The sequence below is a fragment of the Nocardiopsis alborubida genome (genome assembly GCF_012396365.1).
GTDB lineage: Bacteria > Actinomycetota > Actinomycetes > Streptosporangiales > Streptosporangiaceae > Nocardiopsis > Nocardiopsis alborubida.
In genome coordinates this window covers 81,275-100,872 of sequence record NZ_JAAXPG010000019.1, presented here as the reverse complement: position 1 = coordinate 100,872, position 19,598 = coordinate 81,275, and the positions used below count along the sequence as shown (strand labels likewise).

The 19,598-nt window shown below is 73.3% G+C and carries 10 protein-coding genes; 4 read left to right on the top strand and 6 right to left on the bottom strand.

Features of this window, described 5'->3' with window-relative positions; translation table 11 throughout:
- Entirely contained in the window at positions 1-2,352 is a 2,352-nt protein-coding gene (locus HGB44_RS20015; protein WP_061078258.1) for a type IV secretion system protein, read from the bottom strand.
- A 746-nt stretch (positions 2,353-3,098) separates the two neighbouring features.
- Here HGB44_RS20015 and HGB44_RS20010 point away from each other — a divergent pair.
- The 3 genes from HGB44_RS20010 to HGB44_RS20000 all read left to right on the top strand — a co-directional run bounded on the left by HGB44_RS20010 (position 3,099) and on the right by HGB44_RS20000 (position 7,041).
- The gene (locus HGB44_RS20010; protein WP_061078259.1) at positions 3,099-4,181 is read left to right on the top strand and encodes a hypothetical protein; all 1,083 of its coding nucleotides are present in this window, start codon (positions 3,099-3,101) and stop codon (positions 4,179-4,181) included.
- 227 nt (positions 4,182-4,408) lie between these two features.
- Entirely contained in the window at positions 4,409-6,448 is a 2,040-nt protein-coding gene (locus tag HGB44_RS31610) for a protein kinase domain-containing protein (RefSeq protein ID WP_061078260.1), read from the top strand.
- A gap of 101 nt (positions 6,449-6,549) precedes the next feature.
- Positions 6,550-7,041 carry a DUF3995 domain-containing protein gene (locus HGB44_RS20000; RefSeq protein WP_082768165.1) on the top strand — a complete coding sequence of 164 codons (492 nt, stop codon included), beginning with the start codon at positions 6,550-6,552 and terminating at the stop codon, positions 7,039-7,041.
- A gap of 286 nt (positions 7,042-7,327) precedes the next feature.
- Here HGB44_RS20000 and HGB44_RS19995 read toward each other — a convergent pair whose 3' ends face one another.
- From HGB44_RS19995 to HGB44_RS19980, 4 genes are all read right to left on the bottom strand, one after another.
- Positions 7,328-8,620, bottom strand: coding sequence for a DUF6891 domain-containing protein (locus HGB44_RS19995; RefSeq protein ID WP_061078262.1), 1,293 nt, complete (start codon positions 8,618-8,620; stop codon positions 7,328-7,330).
- Positions 8,621-8,771: 151 nt separating this feature from the next.
- The gene (locus HGB44_RS19990) at positions 8,772-9,806 is read right to left on the bottom strand and encodes a hypothetical protein (RefSeq protein WP_061078263.1); all 1,035 of its coding nucleotides are present in this window, start codon (positions 9,804-9,806) and stop codon (positions 8,772-8,774) included.
- 270 nt (positions 9,807-10,076) lie between these two features.
- Positions 10,077-12,557: an ATP-binding protein gene (locus HGB44_RS19985; RefSeq protein ID WP_061078264.1), complete on the bottom strand. Its 2,481-nt coding sequence runs from the start codon at positions 12,555-12,557 to the stop codon at positions 10,077-10,079.
- Positions 12,558-12,771: 214 nt separating this feature from the next.
- Positions 12,772-13,434, bottom strand: a complete 663-nt coding sequence (locus HGB44_RS19980; protein WP_061078265.1) for an HNH endonuclease family protein — start codon at positions 13,432-13,434, stop codon at positions 12,772-12,774.
- A 512-nt stretch (positions 13,435-13,946) separates the two neighbouring features.
- Between HGB44_RS19980 and thpD the strand changes: the two genes are divergently transcribed.
- The gene (gene thpD, locus HGB44_RS19975; protein ID WP_082768166.1) at positions 13,947-14,855 is read left to right on the top strand and encodes an ectoine hydroxylase; all 909 of its coding nucleotides are present in this window, start codon (positions 13,947-13,949) and stop codon (positions 14,853-14,855) included.
- A 309-nt stretch (positions 14,856-15,164) separates the two neighbouring features.
- Here thpD and HGB44_RS19970 read toward each other — a convergent pair whose 3' ends face one another.
- The gene (locus HGB44_RS19970; RefSeq protein WP_061078267.1) at positions 15,165-19,580 is read right to left on the bottom strand and encodes a TcpE family conjugal transfer membrane protein; all 4,416 of its coding nucleotides are present in this window, start codon (positions 19,578-19,580) and stop codon (positions 15,165-15,167) included.
- Positions 19,581-19,598: the final 18 nt, after the last annotated feature.

The window sequence follows — 19,598 nt, the reverse complement described above, 5'->3', positions numbered from 1 at the left end:
TCAGTCGTCGTTCAACCAGAAGGGGACGTCCCGCTTGCGGTCCCTCGTCGTGGAAGAACTGCTCTCCCCCCAGAAGGGGGTGATGGGCGCGTTGTCCTTGCGCTTGCCGGAACCGGTCAGCCAGCCGCCGTCGCCGTCGCCCCGGCCCCGGCTCTCGCCGGAGGGCGCGGGACGGGCGGGACGCTGGGGGGCGGGGCGTTCGCGCCGTTCCCTCGGCGAGCCCCAGCGCGAGGCGCGGGCGTTGGGGTTGCCCCGGGCCGGGGTGTCCGCGCGACCGCCGAAGATGCCCTGTCCGGTACTGGGTTCGGGCCGTTCGGAACTCGCGGCGCGTCCGCTCCCGGCCGCGGGTGCGCTCCCGCCGAACACCGAACCGCCGCCTCCGCCGCCGTCCCGGCGCTCGGAGCCGCCACGGCCTCCCGAACCGGTACCGAACACGGAGGCCCAGCCGCTGTCACCCGTCCCGGTGTAGCCGCCGCTGGGTCGGGGCGGGATGGATCCGGAGGCCGCACCGCTACCGGAGAGGCTCGGCGCCTGGTCGCCGCTGCGCGCGGGCCCGGCGGGCCTGGTGCCGCCACCACCGCCACCCCCGCCAGCCGGAGCGCTCCTGGTGACGTTGAGGGGCGGGGCCGCGTTGTCGCGGACCCTGCCGTACCCGGCAGTGCCGCGTGCCCGCGCTCCGTCCGCGCGGACCGGACCGCCGTCGGCCGGGACTTCGTCGCCGACCCCGGTGTCCACACCGCCGTTCGGGACTCCTCCTCCTGCGGGCACCCCCGCGGCCACTCCGGCGATCTGCGGTCCCCGGCGCAGCCCCCAGGCCTGCGCCTTGAGGTTGGCGACCGGCGGCAGTACCACCGCGCTCCGGCTGAGCGCCTGGCTCTGCGCGGCGTCGCTGACGATGCGCGAGGTGAAGGTGTTCGCGTTGACCGAGGAGAACAGGTAGGCGAAGGGCTTGCGGTAGACGAACAGGGCCACGGTGAAGAGCGCCAGCAGGATCATCTGCAAGCCCCAGCCGAGGCTGGTGGACATGACCATGCCGTAGCACATGACCAGGAGCGAGATCAGGAGTACGACGAAGATCTGCTTGAGCAGGAAGCCGATCATCAGCTCGACCCAGCGCAGCAGGACCATGCGCCCGTAGCCCGGATGGATGCCGATGAGCAGGAATATGGGAGCCAGGAGGAAGAGCAGGAGGAAGGCGATCTTCAGCACGATGAGCGCCACGGATCCCGCGAGAATCAGACCACCAGCGAAGACCGAAGCAAAAAGCGCGAGCGTCGCAACTCCGAGGCGGCTTCCCTGGTCATCACCCGAGAAGAGAGGGTAAACACTGGGGTAGAACTCCTGCACGTCAGCAGCGATAGCCTCATATGCTTCCTGCTTCTCCGCAACGATTTCGTTCGCGTCGATCTCCGCGTCAGCGATCTGCTGCTGCTCAATTCTGCTAATCCCCTGAGCAGCTATCAGGTCAGTTGCATGGAACGAGGCGGCCACCTCGCCCACGTCGCTGTTGCCGAACTGCCCGGCGAGCCAAGGCTGGCACACGAGACTGGACCACAGCATGTCCGCATTGCGCCTGACCTGGAAGTCAGCTTCGGTTTCCCAGTCCGCGCGCTCTGGCGGTTCCGCCCCCGAGGGACAGGTCCCCGACCCCCCTCCGTAGGGCACCTGCCCGATCGTGCTCGTCACCAGCTGACTGCCGGAGTTCACCAGACCGCTGGCCATACCCATGATCTGAGCCGGGTTGACGAGGATCCACAGCCCCAGGGCCGTCGCCGCGATCATCCAGATACTGGACTCGATCGTGAGCGTCATCCTCTTCCGGATGAGCCCGTACCAGCCCAGCCACAGTGCGCCGAGGATGACGACGGTGGGGATCAGCGGACGCCAGATGCCCTCCCTCAGCGTGACGACCACGTTCTCGACGAGTTCGTTGAAGCTGGCGAGGAGGCCGTCGGAGGTCGCGGCCTGGTACACCGTGATCGTCGACTGGTTGATGGTCTTGGACAGGTCCCAGGCCGTGTTGGCCAGGGTCGCCTGCGCGCCGTTGCTGATCCCGTCGACGCAGGACTCGGTGATCATGTGCCACTGCTGCCCGGCGGTGCCGTACTGGCCGTACATGCTGGCGTCGGGCGGCAGGCCGTCCGTGGAGCCCTCGATGGAGGACTGCGACTGCGGGGGTACGAGCAGGCCGTCGGAACCGCTTCCCGCCGACTCCGGCAGCGGCGCGGGCTCGCCCGGGCACAGCGGGTTCGCCTGCGCCCCGGTGAGGGGCAGTACGACGAGACCGGTCAGCATGAGGAACGTCATCAGGAGGCGTCGCCATCCCCGCCGTCGGACGTGCTGATGCGTCATCTGCTGGCTCCTGCGTCGTGGTTCGGCCGAAGGCGATGTTCGCAGACACCGGGGCCCCGTCGACGCGCCCGTACACGCGTGCACACCGCACGCGGTCGTGCGCGACCGCAAGGCCCCCGCATGTCTCTACCCCATCCTCTATGGTGCGCCATCACCGGGTTGGGGAACGGGCGCAACGCGTCGGGTTTTCCCCTTCTCTCCCCCGTTGTGGCCAGACCCTGGGGGACAAAGGCGACCCCTGTCAACGTTTGCGCAGGTAGTGGGCGTGAACGGCCTTCCGAAACACCCAGAAACCACAAGGCCACAATTTCCTAGCCATCTCAGCACTATGAGGGGCGTCACACTCAGTTTCACCGCCAAAAGCGGACACCACGCCATCAATCGGACTGACACCCGACACCAGAACTGCCTTCGGTGGAACCCCGAGTCCGCATTGCCGCAGGACCGAAACCTGACCTAGGTCCACAACGGCATCGCCCTGTTCCCTCCCGGCTCAACAGTCCCTTGCCACCCGGCCACCCCCTCGTCACCGAATGGCGCCCCGGGCGCCTCCGGGCGGCACCCGCCCACCAGACAGGGGGCCGTGGCATCGCGGGAAGCGATCATCTGACCCTCACCCCCGTCCCGGAGGGTCAGCCATGCTCGCCCCCGCCGGGTCCGCGCCGGACCCGGGGCCCACACCGAACCCGGGAGCCCTCGGAGGCGTCACATCACATGACTCCCCTCCCCCGCTTCTGTGAGGCCCCGTGAGCATCGCCCCCGATCCGCCGCCCGGTTCCGAATCCGAGCCCGCGTCCGACCCGGCGCCCGCGCCGCCATCCGGCCCGGAGTCCGAGTCCGCGCCCGCCCTCGGCAAGGGCGCCGTGTGGACGGTGGTCGTGGCCACCACCCTGTACCCGCTCCTGGTGGGCGCGGCCCTGTGGGTCGGAGGGATGTTCGCCCTCCTCGGCCTGCTGTACTCCGGCTGGGGTTACACGGTCCTGCTCGCCGTGGCGGCCCTCGCGTTGGTCGGCGGCGGGCACTGCCTGTTCCTGTGGATCCTGCGACGGCAGGGTGTCGCCCGCCCCTGGGAGTTCCCGACGGTCGTGAGCACGGCGCTGGCCCTGGCGCTCCTCCAGCTGCCGCTGGTGGTACTCCTGCGCCTGGACGGCTCCCCGCCCCTGCCGCTGACGTGCCTGGGGCTCTCCCTGCTCGGTACCGTCACGCTGGCGGCGCTCCGGCACCGGCACAGGTTCGTGTCCGCGCTCGCCCTGGTCGTCGCGGCGGCGCTGCTGCTCCACGGCATGTCGTGGACGACCGCTGTGGAGAGCCAGCGGCGGGACCGGGAGGAGCTCCTGGGCGAGGTCTCCGACTTCCCCGTCGCGATCGCCGTACTGGACTCCCCTGACTGGGAACCGTCGGGCATGCACGTCATCGACAACGACGTGCAGGAGAAGAGCGCCGACATCACCTACGTGCCGGTCGACCCCTCCCCCGAACTCGACGGTTTCGGTCTCACGTTGCGCAGCCACCCTCTGGAGGGGGAGCACGAGTCGGGCTGGACCCCCCTGTACGAGCTGTGCGACCTGGAGGACGGGCCCTGGGCGTGCGAGGAGCACGGGGACACCGTCATCGCCGTCGACGCGGACGGGGAGGAGATCGAGTTCATGGAGGCGCGCACGGAGTTCACCGACGGGGTCAGGGCCACGCTCATGACGGACCCGCCCAACGACCCGCGGCGCGCTTCGACCATGGAGTTCCCCGACATCGACATGGCGCGGCTGTCGGAACACATCCGGGAGGCGGAGCCGGGAGAGGCGGAGGAGATCATTCTCGCGGTCACGGAATGACATTCCACGAGCACGCGGAACAACGGGTCCTGTCCTCCGCGCCGTGCCGCGCAGGTGACCGCTACCGGCCAGCCTCCCGACGGGGTATGGGGAACTGTCCGCAATCGAGGGAGAATAATTCAGGAAACACGGACGAGTGTCACAAAGTGCTGCTGTAGGGCTTTTCTCGGATAGATTGTCCTGCGCATCGTCACCCCTCTCCCGACCCCCTGAAGGGATGCGCGCCTATGTCCTCCTCCGGTCACTCCTCCGTCGGCCGCTACGAGCTGCGGGAGAGGCTCGGCGCCGGCGGGATGGGCACCGTGTGGCGCGCCTGGGACCCCTCCCTCCAACGTGACGTGGCCATCAAGGAGGTCCTCCTCCCCCAGGGCATGGACGCCGAGGCCCGCGCCGAGGCGCACGCCCGCACGCTGCGCGAGGCCCAGGCCACCGCGCGGATCAGCAACACGGCGGTGGTGACGGTCCACGACGTCCTCGAACACGAGGACAGCCCCTGGATCGTGATGGAGCTGCTCAGCGGCACGTCCCTCCAGTACCAGCTGGACCACCACGGTCCGATGCCGGTGGAGCGGGTCGAGGAGGCCGCCAGGTCGCTGCTCGGCGGACTGAAGGCGGTGCACGCGGGCGGGGTCACCCACCGCGACGTCAAGCCCGCCAACATCATGCTCACCGACGACGACCGGACCGTGCTGACCGACTTCGGGATCGCGAACGTCGACGGCGGCGCCGCCCTCACCCAGACCGGCGTGTACATCGGGTCGCCCGAGTACATGGCGCCGGAGCGGTTCGAGGGCAAGCGCGCGCTGCCCGCGTCGGACCTGTGGAGCCTGGGCGTCACCCTGTACGCGCTCCTGGAGGGGCGCTCGCCCTTCAAGCGGGAGAGCATCACGGGGATCATCAGCGCGGTGCTGACCGCGCCGATGCCGCCGCGGCTGTCGCTGGACGAGGGCGGACACAGCCCCGCGAGCGCACCGCTGCGGGCGCTGATCGCGGCGCTGCTGGCCCGGGACGTGTCGGCGCGGCCCAGCCCCGACGAGGCGCTGGCCCTCCTGGAACGGGAGAAGCAGGCACAGGACGGCAGCGACGACGGCAGCGGCGGCGACGGCACCGGGACGCGGGACGCCCCCGGCACCGGGGGCCGGCCCGTGCCCCCCACCGGCCCCCAGGACGCGGGCAGCGGCTCGTGGAAGGCCCCCGGCACCGGAGCGCAGAGCGCGCCGGGCGGCGGCGACGTTCCCACCGGACCCTCGGGGGGCTACCGCCCGCCGTTCCCCGCCGTGGGTGCGGGAGCGCCCGGTCAGGGAGCTCCGGGTCAGGGCGGCCCCGGCCCGGGCCCCCACCCGCCGTGGCACGCGGGCCCGAGCGGCCCGCACAACCCCGGGTTCGCGAGCGGCCCGCACGGCCCCGGTGGGCCCCAGGGCGGACCGAACGCCCCGGCGTTCCCGGGCGGGCCCCACAACCCCGGCGCCCCGCACAACCCCGGCGGGCCCCAGATCGGCCCCAACGACCCCGGGTTCGCGAGCGGACCCCACAACCCCGCTTTCCCCTCCGGCCCCCACGGCCCCGGTTTCCCGGGCGGGCAGACCGGTCCGAACCTTCCGGGCGGCACGGCGGCGAACGGCCCGGGCGCGCGTCCCGGGGCCTACCCGCCGGCACCGCACGCCGCTGGCCACCGGTCCGCGCCGCAGACGGCCCCGGTCCCCGGGGCGACCGGCCGGTTCCCCCAGCCGCTCCCCGCCGCAGGCACGCCGACGGGGCGGGGCCCGCTGCCAGGCCAGCCGGTCGGCGGCCCCGGGCACCCGGGGATGTTCCCCGGGCACGGCGGCGGCCCGGCCGCCGGCGGCCAGACGCCGTGGGAGCGCCCCCGGACGCGCATGCCCGGGACCGTGGTCACCGCGGCCGTGATGCTGGTGCTCAACGGGCTCTACCTGCTGGTCCTCGCGGTGCTGTTCACCGTGGAGTCCACCAGCGGGTCCCAGGAGGTGAACGGGGCCTCCATGGCCCAGCTCTACGTCTGGGGCCTGCTGTCGACGGTCGCGGCGCCCGCCCTGATGACCCGGTCACGCCTGGTCTACGGGGGCGTCGTGCTCCTGCAGATGGTGGCGGCGGTGGTCCTGGTGCTCAACATGTTCACGGTGCTGGTCTACGCCCCCGAGCAGCTGCTGATCTACGTGCTGGTGCTGGTGCTGAACCTGGCGGTCGCGGGCCTGCTGCTGGTCCCGGCGGGTGCGCGGGCCTACTTCGGGTTCGGGACGGCCTTCCGCTGACGTCACCCCGGACGCCTCTCCGCAGGACCCCGGGGCCGGAAGCGCTGGTTCCCACGGCGCCGCGGGCACCGGGGTGCCGGGGCAGTGGCATGCTGCTCGCTATGTACGAAGATCCGCGGGACGGGGCGGCGCCGGGACTGTGGGGGCGCGTCGCGTGCGCCTGGGCGGTCGCCTTCGCCGTGCTCCACCTCTACTGGGCGCTGGGCGGCAACTGGGGCCTCGGCGCCTCCGCGGGCCCTGTGGCCGAGGAACGCCCCGGGTGGTTCGTGGTGGTGGGCCTGTGGGGCGTGGGGCTGCTGTGCCTCGTCGGCGGTGCGCTGGGCTGGCTCCTCTCCAGGCCGCGGCCTCCCGGCCCGACGGGGCGGCTGGTCAGGGTCCTCGGCTGGTGCGTCTGCGCCGTGCTGCTGCTACGCGCCGTCACCGTCGAGGTGATGCTGCTGGCCGGCCCCGCGGGCCGGGAGAGCGCCGTCAGCCCGGAACAGCGGCTGTGGACGCTGCTGCTGTGGAACCCCTGGTTCCTGGTCGGCGGGCTCGTCTTCGGCCTGGCCGCGCTGGGGTTCGCACGAGCGCGCGGTCCGGGGAACGGCGCCTGAGGGCGCAGCGCGCAACGCCGGGAGGGGCCGGGGAACACCGCGCAACGGCGGGAGGGGCCGGGGAACACCGCGCAACGGCGGGCGGGGCCCGTGACCACGGCGTCGGCGGCGAGCCGGAGCCCCGCTGACCGCTCCGCAGGCGGGGGCCGACACCCCCACGCGGAAACCGGCGACGCACGGGTCCGACACCCCCACTGGCACCAACGCCCCGCGGGGAGACCGAAGCCCCGCACGAAGGCCTGCCGCGCACGAGAGGCCGACCGGCCCCCGACCGGTCCCGCCCCGCTCACCAGCGGGTGACCCTCAGCTCCCCCAGGTCCGCCAGGGCGACGCGCCCCTCCTCGGCCAGGACGCGCACCGTCTCCTCCGCCTCGGAGAGGGTGACGTGGCGGCCCCTCGACACGGCCTCGGCGGGCGAGGGGCTCTCCATCCACAGCCGGGGCCCGCTCTCCCACACCATCTGCACGACCGCGCCGCCCGGGGCGGTGAACACCGCGAACGTGCCCTTGCTGGGGGTGAGCCGGTGGACGATCAGGCGCGCGGCGGCCGTCTCCAGGGGCTCGGCGTAGTCCATGAAGCCGAGCCCCTCCTCGGCGGCGTCCGCGTAGTGGACCTCCAGCAGGCCGGTGTGGGCGGAGCGGGCCTCCTCGCGCGGCCAGACCGCGCCCACCACCCAGCGGCTGAGGGGCTCCTCGACGCGTTCGCGGGACAGCGCCGGTCCGTGCCGGACCCGCAGGAGGTCGAAGTCGCGTTCGAGGGCGATGGTGTGGCCCCGGTCGCTGCTCAGCGTGGCGACGAAGAAGCGCGGCAGCCAGGGCAGGACCATCCGGGACAGCTCGCGGACGCTCACGCGGCCCTGGTAGTGGGAGATCCACTCGGGGACCTCGTAGGGCCCCGGGTTGTTGAAGGACACGTGGACCATGGGCTCGCCGTCCACGGCGGGTCCGGGGAAGGCCGCTCCGCGGCCGAAGCGGCGGCGGCTCCAGTCCATGCCGACGTGGAGCTTGCGGTCGGGGTCGCCGTCCCACTCGACCGTGAGCCCGTGGGCGCGCAGGGCCTCGGCGACCTCCTCGCCGACGGCGGCGCGGCGGATCGGGTGGCTGGCCCCGAAGCCGATGGTGAGCGAGGACCCCGCGACCGCGTGCGCGGCGTCCTGGCTGTGGTAGAACGCGTACCCGCGCGCCGCGGTGTCGGCGGGCCGGGAGTTGCGGGCTGCGAGTTCGCCCTCCAGCGCGGTCCTGGCGCAGCGCTCGCAGCAGGTGAACTCCTCGCGGGCGATGACGCCGGACTCGTCCAGCGCGCGGAAGGCGCGCGTGAGGCGCTCGCCGTCGGTGCGGGCGGGCCAGCGGCGCTGGCGCTGGACGTGCTCGGCCAGGGCCCGGTCCACGTGGTCGTGGAGCCGGGCGGAGGCCTCGCGGACCCCCCGCCCGCCGGGGTCGCCGTCCTCCAGCGTGTCGAGCAGGCTCCGGCGGGCGTCCCGGAGGAGTTCGACGAACCCGTCCCGGCCCGAGGCGACCCCCAACGCCACCGTCTCCCTGGCGGAGACGAGGGGGTGGACGCTCTCCCTGACTTCACTCATTCGCCCAATGTGTCAGAAGCGGGAGGTGTTTGGGGACGATTGCCGAAGCCGCCACTGTCCGCATCCGGACAACTACCGAGACGCTGGTCACCACAGGTGCCGCGGGGATCGGGCGGTGTCCGCGGCCAGCGCTCCACGCGGCCGCGGGGCCTCACCCGTGGGCGACCAGGTCGTGTCCGGCCAGGCGGCTGACGCGCTCGTCGCGGACCTGCCGGGCGAGGGCCGCGGTGGCGGCGAGCTCGGCGACGTCCGCGGCCCGGGTGCCGAGGAAGCCCGCCGAGGCCAGGTGTTCGGCGTACTCGGCGGTGGAGTCCACCGCCTCCTGGCACTGCTCCCACTCACGGTGGGCCGCGACGGCCTGCTCGACCAGGCGCCCGTACTCGGTGATCTGGGCGACCCGTGCGCGCACGGCGGTCTCCACGGCGTACAGGTGCTCGCGCTGGGGCTTGAGCGCCTCCCTGACCCGGGGCGAGACCGCCCGCTGCCAGCGGCGCTGGTGGGAGCGGCGCAGTTCGCGCTGCCGGGCCAGGAGCGAGGCGATCCGCCACTCCTGCTCGTACAGGACGGCCAGCGCCCGGTCGGTGTCCAGGGACTCCCCGCCGAGTTCGGTCCGGGCCCCGCGCACCAGGTCGATCGTGCGCTGCACCTCCACCAGCAGGGCGTGGTCGCCCTCGCTGACGTCGTCGGGCAGCACCACGTGCTCCCGGTGCCGCTCCCGGTCGGTCCGGCGCACCCGCGAGGTGAGGGTGTCGGCGGTGACCACGGCGACGAGCACCCCGAACACCATCCACGGGATGCCCGGCGAGGGGTCCTGGGGCACGACGTCCATCAGCCAGGCCGGGGCGGCGGCCAGTGTGCCCGCTCCCGCCGCGGCTCCCGCGGCCCGTACGGCGGGGTGGGCGTCCCGCCGGAAGGCCAGGGCGGCGACGTAGGCGACGAGGCTGACGCTGGCGACCACCATGCTCAGGTACCAGCCCGCGGCGATCAGGGCCATGGCCGTGGTGAACCCGACGCCGAGCAGGTGGACACCGCTGTCGGCCAGCCGCGGCGGACGGGCCTCGGTGGACCCGCCGCGGCGTCTGGGCGGGGGTCCCGGGGGCTCCGTCCCCCGGAAGGCCTCCTCGCGCCGGCGGTCGGGCAGGGCGGGGTCGATGACGGGTCGCGGCCGGATGGCGTCCTCACGCATGGGCGGTCCCTCGTGAGCGGTGGGGGGCGGAACGCGGGGCTGGGGAGGTCGGGCACCCGGGGCGGAACCCGACAGGGTAGGAGATTCCCACCCGGGAGCGCCCCGAACCAGGCACCGCGCGCCCCTTGCCCGGAAGGGCCCGTCGGCCCGCCCCACCCGCCGTGGTCTTGTGCTTGTAGCGAGGCTGGGCGCTCGAGCCTCGCTACGAGTACGAGATCACCGCAGTTCAGGACCCCTTGCGTCACACCAGCAACGGTTTCGGACGACCACCTAGAGCTGCTCGTCCCGTCCGCCCGCGGGCACCAGGTTCTCCGCCGCCTCCTCCTCGCCGGGACGCTGGCGGGTGGGGTTGGTGTCCAGCCAGCGCAGCAGGTTCTCCGAGACCAGGTCGACGCCGATCCGCCCGACCCTGCCGTCCAGGTCCCGGAACAGGCACTCGCCGTTGCCGAGGTTGCGCAGCACGGCGAGGTGGTCCTCGTTGGTCTCCACGCCCAGCAGGGACATGACGCTCTCCACCTCGAAGCGCTCGCTGGAGCGGAAGGCGAACACCGAGGACAGGCAGTTGGTGACCTGTTCGTTGAGGAGGTCGCCCGCGTTCTGCGAGACGAGGATGAGCGCGGTGTTGCGGGAGCGGCCCATGCGCGAGACCTCGGGGACGAGCTTGGCGCCCTCGGACGTGGAGGTGACCGCCCAGGCCTCGTCCAGGAAGATCGCCTTGGGCAGGTGCCGGTCCAGGCCGTTCATCAGGCGGCGGGCGAACTGGGAGACCAGGTAGAGCAGGGCGACGGACAGGCGCTGCTCGTAGGAGTAGTCGTCGCGGCCCACGCCGGAGTCGGGCAGGGTGAGCCCGCCCAGGGTGAACACGGTGGTCCAGCCCTCGGTGTCGATCTGGGCCTCGCCCTGGGGGTCGAAGCACAGGCTGGCCAGCCGCATCTCCGACATGGACTGGAGGACCGCGCCCAGGTTGCGCGAGGCCGCGCCGGGCGAGGAGACCAGGTGGTCCACGACCTTGGCCAGGGAGGGCTGGGGTTGGTTGGCGACGGCGGCCACGGCCTGGATCATGGCGGACTCGCGCTCCTCGCTCATGCGGGGCAGGAGCAGGCGCAGGGTCTCGGTGGCCATGGTCTTCTTGGCGGACAGGTCGTCGCCGAAGGCGAAGGGGTCGAGCAGGCCCGGCTGGGCCGAGCCCAGGGACATCATGCGGGCCTTGCGGCCGCGTCTGCGCAGGAGTTCGACGAGGGACTCGGCGTCGCCCTTGGGGTCGATGGCGGCGACGGTGACCCCGCGCAGGGCGAGTTGGTAGATGAGCAGGAGGGCGAGGGTGGTCTTGCCGCCGCCGGGCTCGCCGGTGATGGCGATGGCGGTGGGGCGGTTGCGGGCGGCGGCGACCATGGGGTCGAAGTGGACGATGGAGCGGGCGCGGCCGATGGTCTCGCCGACGTAGGGGCCCACCCAGCCGCCGCCGGAGTGGTCGACGCGGTCGCCGACGTCGACGGTGGCGGTGGGCATGCCGCCCGCGATGGTGCGCAGCGGCTGGCGCTGGGCGTAGGCGTTGAGGCGGATGCGGTCGCCGGGCAGCGACTCGTTGAACAGCGAGAACTGGTCGCCGGTGGAGTTGATGACGTCGATGCCGATGTCGCGGTAGTGCTCGATGACCGCCTCGACGTGCTGGCCGAGGAGGCGCTCGGTGGGCGCGGACACCATGAGGCGGTGCCAGCCGTAGACGAAGGGCAGGCGCTCCTTGGTGATGCCGTGCTCCAGCATGCGGGCGGCGTCGATCTGCTCGGCGAGCGCGATGGGCGCCTCCACCCCGGCCTCGCGGATGTGGGCGTCCATGTCGCGGGCGTGGGCGAGCTTGCGGCCGACGTCCTTGGAGGCCTTGGCGGGCGGGATGAGCTTCATCCGCAGGGACATCTCCACCGGGAACGGGAGCGCGTCGGCGTGGTGCATCCAGGGCTCGCCGTCCGGGAAGGGCATCAGGTCCGGGAAGCGGGCGAAGGACAGGAACGCGACGTGGGTGGACCCCGCGGGCTGTTCGAGGCGCAGCGCGGAGCGGCCGTTGTGCACGACGCCGTCGACGAGCGCCTCGATCTCGCCGCGGCCCCAGGTGCGCCGTCCGGCGGCCGAGGGGCGGATCTCCTCGGCGGTGCCGCTGACGGCGTGCCGGATGAGCCAGGCGATCTCGTCGGAGGTGGCGTGTCGGGCGTGCAGCGAGCTGGCGGCCAGGGCGCGGCCGAGCCGCTCGGCCTGGTCGGTCCAGCGGGCGATCTCGCGGTCGTCCACGGCGTCGTCGTTGATGCCCAGGACCTGCTCGGTGCGCTGGTAGGCGCCGAAGAGCTGGGAGAACAGGCCGAGTCCGCCACCGGCGTTGCGCTGGCCGAGGCGGACGCCGAGGTAGACCTCCTTGGTCCAGAAGTCCTTGGCCCACACGTGGCGGTACGTCTCGTCGAGGTAGTCGTACCAGCCGGGGCCGGAGTCGGAGGTGGCGTCGAGCCGGGTGGCCCACTCCGCGGCCGGGTAGGTGCGGTGGGCGACGCGCAGGTGGACCTCGGCGTCGTTCATGCGGATGGCGGCGAGGGCGATGGTGACGTTGGTGGCCAGCGCCTGGCGCTCCTCGGGCGTGGTGAACTCGTAGGAGACCGTGGGCAGGCGGAAGTAGGCCCAGGCCTCGCTGTCGCTGAACAGCACGCGGTCGTCGAAGTAACGGACCGCGAGGCGGGTCGCGCCACGGGTTCCCCTGGTGCCGGTCATCTCTTCGCCCTCCTGGTCGCGTCGCGTGGCGGGGTTCCGTCGTTCCTACCCGAACCCGCCGCCCCGCCCCCTTCATAGTGGAGTATCGCCCCGGAACGGGAGAAGCGGACGGGGTTACGGCGCGCCAGAATCCCGCCGGACGGCGATGGGCCCGCCTCCGGAGGAGACGGGCCCGACCCGCCGCGGGGCGGGGGGAGCGTTCGGCAGCCCCCTCCTAGCAGGCGGTGTCGATGGTGTCCTGGATGGCGGACCTCTCGGCGGAGGTGACGGTGAGGTCGTAGCGGTGCTTCACGTTGACCCAGGCCTTGACGTAGTCGCAGTGGATCGCGGTGTTGTCCGGCATCCACTGGGAGGGGTCCTTGTCGCCCTTGGAGCTGTTGCTGCTGACGGTGACGGCCCACAGCTGGGGGGAGTCGACGTCGTTGGCGAAGTCGCGGCGCCGCTCGGTGGTCCAGTCGGCCGCGCCGGTCTTCCAGGCCTCGCTGAGCGGGACCATGTGGTCGACGCTGATCTGGGAGACGTCGCCGTCCCACCACACGTCGTCGAAGGTGCTGTACCAGCGCCCGGAGGTCGGCTGGCAGTCGGAGTCGGTCACCACGTCGTGGCCGTCGCGGACGAGCACGTACTGGCGGGCGGTGCAGGGGCTGTCGACGACGTTCCAGTGCGGGAAGAGGCTGCGGTCGTAGCCGGTCTGGGGGCCCTTGGCCCGGACGGTGAGGGAGTCGAGCTGGCTCTGGGCGGTGGCGGTGCCGGGGATGCCCGGGGGCAGGACGTGGTCGGCGGCGGCCGGGGCCGACCAGCCCAGGACGACGGCGAGGACGGCGGCGCTGAGGGTCGCGAGCGCGCGGGGAAGCGCGCGGGGGCGGGGGGACGACACGTTTTCTCCTCTGTGAGCGGGTGGGAGGAAACCACGGACCCCACCACTGTGCGGCAAACGCCCTTCTCCCACCAGTACCCCGCGGGAAATTCCGTCCGAATCGGGGATGACGCACCGGCACTTCCCGCGGAGTTCTGCACCAGCCCCTGAACCGTATTCGTGTGAGCTAGCACACAGCAAGAGTGCGTCCTTTCACAAGCACCCCCAGGGGCGAAGGGTGCACCTGGACGACCTGGGAAGACGCACCCTCCGACCGCCGCGCGGTCACGCTGGGTGACACAGTGCAGGTGAACGACCGGATCCAGCCCCAGGAAAAAGAGAAGAATGGGAGGCGAAACCGGTGGCCCTCACAGTTTTCCCCCATATAGTATAACTGTCATACCCGACAAAAAGGACACTAAACACCGCGCATAAAGAAGCCGTAAGTAGGCTTGCCTGTCCTTTGTTAAATTCGCATGTCGTAGGAAAAACCGTCGACCTCAGAGAGGATGAGCCCCGCCAGGGGATCGACCATGACTCTGCAGATGGACCTTCCGACAAGCACCGCGGACGAGTACCCCACACGCAAGAGCACCGAACCCGCCCTGCTGTACCGCAGGGACCCGGCCGTCTGGGGGACCGACGAGGGCCCCTTCTCCCACGACGAGCTCTGCGCCTACGACGGGCGCGGCTACACCCAGATCGAGTCCCTCGTCACCGAGGACGAGGTCAAGGCGTACAGCGCCGAACTGGAGCGGCTCGGCTCCGACCCCGGACTGCGCGGCGACGACCGCGTGGTCGTCGAGCCCTCCTCGGACGAGGTGCGCTCGGTGTTCGAGGTGCACAAGGTCAGCAAGGTCTTCGCCGACCTGGTGAACGACCCGCGCCTGGTCGACCGCGCCCGCCAGCTCCTGGGCTCGGACGTGTACGTGCACCAGAGCCGCGTCAACTACAAACCGGGCTTCGGCGGCGGCTCGTTCTACTGGCACTCCGACTTCGAGACCTGGCACGCCGAGGACGGCATGCCGCGGATGCGGGCGGTCAGCTTCTCGGTCGCCCTGACCGACAACTACGCGCACAACGGCGCGCTGATGATCATGCCGGGATCGCACAGGACGTTCGTCTCCTGCGTGGGCGAGACCCCGGACGACCACTACCGCGACTCGCTGAAGAGCCAGCACGTGGGAACCCCGGACCAGAGCTCCCTGTCCTACCTGGCCGACCAGCACGGCATCGACGTGCTCACCGGCCCCGCGGGCGGGGTGACCGTGTTCGACTCCAACTGCATGCACGGCTCGGGCGGCAACATCACGCCCTACCCGCGCTCCAACGTCTTCATCGTCTTCAACAGCGTCGAGAACACCTGCGACAGGCCGTTCAGCGCCCCCGCCCCGCGCCCGGAGTTCCTCGCCTCCCGCGAGTTCGACCCCGCGGGCCGCTGACGCGCCCGAGCACGCCGCGTGCCCGCCGGGAAGGTGTGACCCGGTGCTGTTTCCGAACCGTCCTCAGCTCGCGGGGGGTCGGTGCGGGCACCCACCGGGTTCTGGAGGTGGCGGAGGCGGGTTCGTGAGGAACGGGCGGACCCGCCGTGGGCGCCGCCGTGCCCGCTACGACCCGGTTCCCGTTCTCCGTGCGCCCGGACACGGGCCGGAGCGAGGCGGAGGTCCCCGAGAACGAGGCATGACCCCCGCGCCCCCGTGCCGGGAGCTGCCCGGGCCCGCATCCGGGGGCCGGGCGGCTTGCGTTCGGCGCTACTGCTGGGTGAGGGAGTTGACCAGGACCCCGCCCAGGGCGCCGTGGGCGCGCTTGGTGGCGGGACGCAGGGCGCCCACGTCGATCCTGGTGTAGGACGAGCCCAGGTGGTCGTCCCAGGGGATGCGGACGATGGCGCGGCACCGGCCGCGGGCCACCCGCTCGGCGGCGTCCACGTCCTGGAGGCTGCGCTTGCTGACCCCGTTGACCACGAGCACGGACCTGGCGCGCAGGGCGCCGTAGCCGTTGCCGTCCAGCCAGTCGAAGGTCATGGAGACCGCGCGTTCGGCGTCGGCGTTGGCCGGGGCGACCAGCACCAGCCCGTCGGCGACCGGCAGGGCCCGCGCCACGCCCGTGGCCGCCGGGTCCAGCAGGGTGACGCCGTAGAACCCGCCGAGCAGCGAGGCCAGCTGGCCGTAGTCGCGGTCGTCCAGGGTCTGCACGTAGGGGTCGTCCAGGGTCTGCACGACCTCCAGGCCGGTCGAGGTCCGGCTGGTGTAGCCGCTCATCCGTGGGTAGTCCTGGATCGCCTCGGCGTTGGCGAGCAGCCCGGTGAGGGTCTCGGGCGTCTGGGCGCCGACGCGGCGGGAGAGGCCGTTGGGGCCCGGGTTGACGTCGACGGCGACGACGAGGTCGTCGCGGTGCGCGGCCAGGGTGTGGCCGATCATCAGCGCGGTGACGGTCTGCCCCGCGCCGCCGGTGCAGCCCAGCACGACGAGGCTGCGCGGACCGTCCAGCGGGGTGCGCAGGCGCTCGATGTCGCTGGGCGGCAGGTCGGAGCGCACGGGTGCGGCGCCGCCGGTGACGACCTTGGCCAGGCGCCGCCAGCCCCGGGTCCCGCCGGAGTCGCTGGCGGCGGGCTCCTCGGCCCGCCGCCGGGGCTCGGGCTCCTCGGCCCGGTACGCGGGGACGCCGTTGGGGGTGTCGCCCAGGCGCTCCTGCTCACCGGTGCCGTGGTCGAGTTCCAGGGCGGTCCTGGGCTCGCGCGCGGAGGGTTCGGGCTCCTCACCGGGCGCGGGCTGGCCGAAGAGCTGGCCGAGCCTGCGCGCGTTCTGCGCCACCCGGTGGAAGACGCCGTCGTGCGGGTCGCCGGACTCCTCGGGCTCCTCGGAGGGGTGTTCCCGACCGGCGGTCGGGGCGGGGCGATCCGCGAAGGCCTCGTCCTCGGGCCGCCCTGTGTCCTCGGCCCGCCCGGCGTCCTCGGTGCCCCGGTCTGCGTCCTCGGTGTCCCGGCCGGTCGGCGTGGCGGTCCGCTCCTGCCCGGAGGAGGTCCGCTCCTGCGCGAGGGCGTCGGCCATGCTGGGGTTGGCCCTCGGGTCCCGGGCGGCGCCGGTGCGGTGCTCCTGGACCCCGGAGGCGGCGCGGGCGGTTCCGGTGTCCGCGTGCCCGCTGCGGGGGTCGGCGTCCGACGGGGGCTCTCCGGAGGCGCCGGTGTCCCGGCCGGCGGAGTCGGCGACGCCGGTGGCGCGCATGCTCCAGCGGGCGCGGAAGGAAGCGTCACCGCGGTCGGCTCCGGCGTCACCGGTGGCCGGAGAGGACGCTACCCCGTCGGAGACCCGGGCGTCACCGGGGTCGCGGACGTCCCGGCGCGCGGTCTTCCGGCGGCGGGCCAGGGCCTCGGCCTCGGCCCTCTCCAGGTCGGAGGCCGTGCGTCGGCGGACCTGTTCGCTGCCCGAGTCCGCGCGGACGTTGCTGTCCCCGCGCCCGTGGTCGTCCCGGACCTCGACGAAGCTGACGAGCTCCCCGGTCCCGTGGTCGAGCTGGGTGGGCGGTTTGGGCTCGTCGGCGGGGGCCTGCCCGGTCGGCTCGGCCTTCCGGACCGCCTCGTCGGCGGTGCCCTCGGATCCGGTCGGGGCGGCGTTCTCCTCGCGCTCCTCGCGCAGTTCGTTGGCGGGGATGACGGGGTTGCCCCGGTCGCCGACCTTGGGCTGGTCCGGGTGGCGCTTCCTGCCGTCATCGAACCACCGCGAGGGGTCCTTGGCGTCGCGGTCCTGTGTGGGAACGGCGTCGGCGAACTTCGGGCGCGGCGGTGCCGGGGTGTCGGCGGTGATGAGGTGGCCGTCGAGCACGGACATGTGCTCGTTCCACTCGGGGCCTCGGTCCTCGGACTCCTCACGCGGCTTCCCGGGCATGGCGTCCTGCTCGCCGGTGCCGTGGTCGATCTCCAGGACGGGCTTGTGGGCGGAGCGTCCGGTCGCGGGGGCCGCGGGCACACCGGTGTCCGGGGTGTCCGTGGCGGCCTGGACGACCGTGTCCGCGGTGGCCTGGGCGTCCGCACCGTCGGGAGCGGTCCGCTCGGGTGCGGCCTCGGTGACAGCGGTGTCCTCGTGTCCCCTGGCGGGGCGGTGCCCGGCGGTGCCCTCGGGTCCGGCCGGGCTCCCGTTCCCGGCGAGGCTCCGGTGCGCGACGGTCTCCCCGTCTCCCGTGACGGACCGGTGCTCGGCGTCCCCGGGCCCGGTGGCGCTCCGACGGGGAGCGACCGAGGGGCGTTCCTTGGCCGCCCCGGGGACGGCCGTGTGTCCGGGGGTGGCCGCGTCCCCGGTGCCCGCAGCGGGAGCGGCCTCCGCGGGGGCCCCGCCCTCCTCGCCGGTCGCGGCCTGTTCCGCCCGCGTCACCGGGCGGCCGGTGTCCGCGGTCCCGTCCGTGTCCGTGGTCCCGGGCGCACCGGCTGCCGGCGCGGTGTCCTCGGCTTCGGCCGCGCCGTCGCGTCGGTCGGTGCTGGCGGGCACGCTACCGTCCAGGTCCGCGGTCGCACGGGCCTCCTCCTCCGGCGCCGCGGAGGAGGGCGGCAACCAGGGCAGGGAGCCGGCCTCGGCCGGGGGGCGGCCGGTGGCCGCCGCGTAACGGGCCGCGTAGTCCGACAGGTCGCCGTAACCCCCGGCGGGCTCGGCCTTCTTCTCCAGCTCCCACGGGGCGGCGTGGGGGCGCCCCCGGCGGCGGGGCCGCTCCGGCTCCTCGCCGGTACCGGGAAGCGCCTGGCCCCGGGCTCGGGAGGTCGGCAGTTCCCTCGGTCCGCGCTCGCGCACGCGCTCGGTGCGGCGCTGCTCCTCCAGGTCCTTGGCGACCCTGAGGCCCTGGGTACGGCCTCGCAGGCGCCGGGCCGCGGCCGTCTCCTCCTCGTCGAGGTCGGAGGCACGCCGTTCGTCCACCGCGTCGGCCAGCTCTCCCCGGCTCATGGCCGCGGTGTCGCCGACGTTGTAGGCGCTCTTGGAGGTCAGGCCGACCGGGGTCTCGCCGGAGGACGCGCGCAGGCGGGCGAACCACGCGTCGCTGTCGCGCTGTTCCTCGCCCTCGGTCTCGTAGACCCTCTCCCCCGCGAAGCCGTCGTCGGGCTCCTCCCCGGCGGGCGCCTCGGAACCTCGGGGTTCCTCCTCCCGGGCCTCCCGGGGGCCCGACCCCAGGGCGAAGCCGAAGTAGTTGAGCACGCGGCGGCCGACTCCGCGCCGGGGCCCGTCGGGCGTTCCGTCGTCCCCTCCGGAGACGGCGGACGCGGCGGGCCCCTCCTCGCGCGGGTGCGACGGGGTGCGCCGCTCCTCGGGTTCGGGGCGCGCGGCGACGGCCACGGGGGCGCGCTCGGAAGCGGCCGGGACCCTCTCCGCCGGGACCTCGCGCTCCAGAGCCGGAGCGGTTTCCGTTCGGGCGGGGACGGCCTCCAAGCGGGAGATGACGGCCTCCGTCCCGGCCGGGGCGGCATCGGCCCGGACGGACGCGGCCTCCGAGCGGGCGGGGGCGGCCTCCGACCTGACCGGGACCCGCCTCTCGGGCTCCTCGTCGTGCCGGGGCCGGATGCGCGGAGCCTCGGCCGGAACCCTCTCCTGCCCCCGGCCCGGCGTCCCGGACCCGACCCGGGCGGGGACCCCGTCCTCGGTCTCGACGCTCGGAACACGGTCGGCGGACCCGCGCACACCGAGCAGCGGCGGCGCGTCGGAGCGGGACGGACGGACCTCGGTGTCAACGGCCTCGGCGACCCCGGCCCCGGCCGCATCCGCCTCGGGTTCGGCGCGGCGCCGCGCCGCCAGCGGGAGCGGACCGGACTCGGGGTCGCGGTGCCACACCCGCACGGCCACGCGGACCTCGGCGGGCTCGTACTCGGGGGCCAGGCGGTTGTACACCCGCGCCTCCGCGAGGAAGCGCGCCTGGGAGATGAGCAGCTCGGTGAGGCGCTTGCCCTCGATCACCGGCCGGGTGGCCAGCACGGTGATCACACCGGGCGGAACCACCCACAGCACCAGGTGCCAGCCGTTGCCGAACACGAAGGGCGCGTTGACGAGGCTGAGCAGGACCACCCAGAGCGCGAACACGCCCAAGGCGACCCCGAAGGTGCCCACCGGGAGCGGCATGGGCAGCCGGAAATCGTAGAGCTTGTAGAGCCGCTTCTCGATACGCCAGATGTTGGTGTACGTGGGCAGATCCACGTTCCCGGCCTCCCTCGC